Consider the following 3,955-nt stretch of genomic DNA (forward strand, 5'->3'; position numbering starts at 1 on the left):
GTTGGTGTCCCACCTACGGTAAATGTGGAGAAGTGAGAGATATAAGTCCAAACATAATTCTCTGTGCCGTGATGATAAGTAGTTAATGCTGTCCAGGTAATATTATTCCAATGATAGATGACAAGATTTTCTTCCCTGATATTTGTTCCATCAATCCAACCATCACCAGGTTTTGGATTATCTGGATAATCAAATCTTAATGTTACCGAACCTATTGGTTGTATCTTTGTTCCAGATTCATCTTTAAGCTCTATGTTATAAACAGCTTCTATAAACTGAATGCCTTGTGGAGGAGTGGCTGTTGTTGATGTAGCAATATGAACAGTTGCATTTGTTGTTCCAAGGGTTTGCGGGCCAAATACTATCTCTACCCCCGGGATTGTAACTGTCCCTCCCTGTTGGGCATCTACAAAAACTGTAATTGTGGCTGATTTCTTTATAGCTCCATAATAGACAGTGATTATATCTAAACCATTATTTGGGGAAATGGTAATCGCCGCTGTCCCTGTCCAGATACCATTGGTTAAATTAATCTGGTCAGGAATAATAGATTGTGTCGTATTGGTCATGACCATCTGTCCTGTGTAGGGATTTCCATCGCTATCGGTTAAAGTGACAGTTAATGTAAATGGAGCATAAGTTGTGGTCATTGTTTGAAAGACATTCAGGGTAAGATTGGTAAATGCACCTGATGTAACAACCACTGTGGCTGTTCCTATTATCCCGTTTGTTGTCCCTGTTATTGTCCATGTGCCTACCTCTTTGGGGTTATAAACATTATTGGTAAATGTGCCTTTTTCAGCAGAGAATGTTGTTTCTGAGGTAACTGTCCAGGTATTGCCATCAGAATCACTGGCAATGGCAGTAAAGGTAGCAAATTCATCGGCAGTAAGACTGATGGTTAATGGGTGAAGGTTGATGGCGGTTACTGTGCCATGTTTAATGGTTATTGTCATTGTATCTGTATGTAAGCCATCCGTGGCGGTGATGGTGCCACTGCCTACACTTGTTGGGGCAAAGACCGTGGATGTGCCGTAAGCAGGACTGCAGGTACCAATTCCACCCTGGACAGACCAGGTGCCAAAAACCTCCCCTATTAAATTCCAATTTCCATCATATCCCTTAAGACAGAGAATTAATGTTTCATCTGTGGTTATTGTGGCTGTTGCACCTATTATCCTGATGTTTGCCAGCGGACCTGTGGGTATTCCAAAAAGTTCATTGGATTTATCTCCCTCATTTCCTGCCTGGTCATAAGCAGAGATAGCCATATAGTAGCAAATGCCATTGGTTAAATTGCCTAATGTGTATGTTGTTGCAATTGTGCCCGTGTTCTGGATTGAGGTGTATGTGCCTGATTCTGTGCCGTAGTGGATCTTGTAGCCAACTAAGTTTGTATCTGTGCCTGGTGTCCAAATAAGATTGAGTTTGCCATCCAGAACACCGTTGGTAATAGAAACTAAAGTTGGTGTTTGTGGTTTTGTGTTATCAATAGTTATGGGATAGGGAATCGTTGAGGTCGCTCTATTGCCAACATGGTCTATGGCCACACAAAAAAGGTCATAGATACCATCCAGATAATTAGTGGTGATAAGATTTGAGGTTGTTGTGCCCGGGATACCCGCAGATATATCTGTTTCCAGGAGACAATCAGTCTTTGTTCCAACCCATAATTCCATTTTATCTATCCCTGATTCATTATCCTGTGCCTGAGCTTTTATCGTTACTGTGCCGGCAAGGAATGTATTTGAAGCTGGTTCAATAATATTAGCTATTATCGGTGGAAATGATAGTCTTTGTAGTGGTGCAGGTGAGTCATTGGCCGTATCTATTATCTTAGAAAAAATGCCTGCCCCAGCCCCCTCACCAAAAATAAAAAGATTATCTCCCCAGAGCGAATAGGCAAATAAACCATTATGGTCCTGGGTTCTGATATTAACCAGCTCTATGTTCCAAATCCCATTTAAATCCACTAATGTAGAGGCATAAGCAGAACTGCCGGTATTTCCCTGGCCATCATTGTCTTGAAGTTGAATATAGATAATCGCTCCTTCCGCGTTAGTCGTTCCATTCTCATAAGTAACTGTTCCCCAGGCAACATCACTTCCAGAAGGAATTGTTGATGTCGCGGTAATGATAGAATAATGTTTACCATTATTATTGTCTATACTCTCTCCACTTATAATATCATAGTAATAAGTTGTCAGCGGTATTAGTTTTGTGATGGTGATATGATGTGTATAGCTTAAAGTCATACTTCCTCTATCATCATAAGCGCTCCTTACGAGAGTAGTAGTCGTGCCATAGTTAATCTGGCCAATAGTCGATGTAGCGGTAATCCACGAGATAGTAAATTGTGTATCGCGCAGATTAGTTATCCTCATCTTTTGAGGCGTAGTATTTGCCTGAGCCTCAAAATTCCCCAGAATAATCAATATCCAGAGTGTTAGACTTATTTTTTTTCCCATAATTACCTCCCTAAAATTATATCCGGTGCTGGTGAATCATCATAAGTACTCACTATTTGCTCAGAATTACCTTCATTACCACCTTCTACATAAATGTAAAGTTTATCCATAACATTAGAGTATTTGAACAGATTTTTTAGATTAGCCTCTCTGATGTTGACCAGCTCCATTGACCAATAACCATTTTCATCTACTAATGTTGATACTAATTGAGAATCGCCTTTGCTATCCAACCCATCAATATCTTTTAGCCTGAGATAGCATATCCCCCCTTTATTCAAGGGATTTCCTGGTTCTTTGAATACCTGTCCATAGGCAACATCAGAACCTACGGGCAATATTGAGATTCCGGTAGTGACACTACTCATCTCCATAGTTAGTGTCCCACTGATAATTTGATAAAAGTAAGTTGTCTGCGGTGTAAGTTTGATAATGGTGACATAATGTATGCTACTCAAGGATTGACTGCCCTCGTCATCATAGCCGGTTTCTCCTAAAGCAGAATATGTCCCATAATTAACCCTGCCTATTTCTGGCACATCAGTTATCCAGGAAATGGTAAACTGTGTATCTCTAATATTACTTACTTTCACCTTTTGAGGGGTAGCTCCGTAGCTCTCTAAATTAGTCAATAAAAGAAATATTCCTATAATTAAACTTATTCCTCTCATTCATTATCACCATCCTTTAACCGATTACCTAATTGCCTTCTCGTTATAGCCAATTATATTTCTGGTGATATCCAAAAATATATTAAGTTTACCAAAACTACTGCCTGAGGCAATTATTGTATTTCCTGCTTTAATTGGTTTGTTATTAGTTTCAGAGGGAATAATAATGTCTATTCCCTCTACTTCTTGACTTAATCTTTTCGCCTCTTCCAGACTTAGCTCTGTTATCAGAACAATGATGTCGCTTTTGGGTTTTAATTCTAAGAGATATTTATTGGTTAACTCTGGTGTAGGATTTAGTAAGGCTAATATGCCGACATTAAGCTTCTTAAAATCTTCAATCACATACGGACTTACCTGATTTGAATGGATAATAGGGAAGTTTGATTGCTTAACTAATTCCATCCCCATTTCACTTTTATCATTCTTCACAAATAGGGCATTGCATTTAATTTTATTCAAATTCTCAATCTTCTTATCAATTTGTTCTTCAAGTAATTTCATCATAGCAATTTTTAATATTGCCTTCCCATTTCCACTTTCTCCTGCCTGACTAATCACCTTTTCTATTTCATCAATGTTATCCAGCTCATCTTTTAAATAGAAAATCACCAGGCGATTAATTGGTTTAATATATTCACTTTTAACCAGACGAACTTCAATGGGCATCCTGGATATATCGTCGTTTTGATTCTGAAAACTCCTCTCTTCCTCAATATAGCCTGTAATGGTAATATCCAGTTTAGGATTTTGGGGGTCATTAGATTCTATCTGGACAGTTTTTTCTACTCTATTTATAAATCCAGCCGACTCAAA

General features: G+C 38.7%; 3 protein-coding genes. All 3 read right to left on the bottom strand.

All coding sequences use genetic code 11. The annotated features are described in order from the left end of the window. On the bottom strand, positions 1-2,468 hold a 2,468-nt coding region (locus AB1414_03155; GenBank protein MEW6606441.1), incomplete at its 3' end, for a fibronectin type III domain-containing protein. Positions 2,469-2,470: 2 nt separating this feature from the next. Then, a complete protein-coding gene (locus AB1414_03160; protein MEW6606442.1) occupies positions 2,471-3,139 on the bottom strand; it encodes a fibronectin type III domain-containing protein in 669 nt (222 codons plus the stop codon). 24 nt (positions 3,140-3,163) lie between these two features. Continuing rightward, on the bottom strand, positions 3,164-3,955 hold a 792-nt coding region (locus AB1414_03165; GenBank protein MEW6606443.1), incomplete at its 5' end, for a hypothetical protein.

Source organism: bacterium, assembly GCA_040755795.1.
Classification (GTDB): Bacteria; UBA9089; CG2-30-40-21; order CG2-30-40-21; family SBAY01; genus JBFLXS01.

What these genes read in the sequence shown, in the direction of transcription:
- AB1414_03160 (MEW6606442.1), bottom strand. Translation starts at nt 3,139, where the DNA reads ATGAGAGGAATAAGTTTAATTATAGGAATATTTCTTTTATTGACTAAT.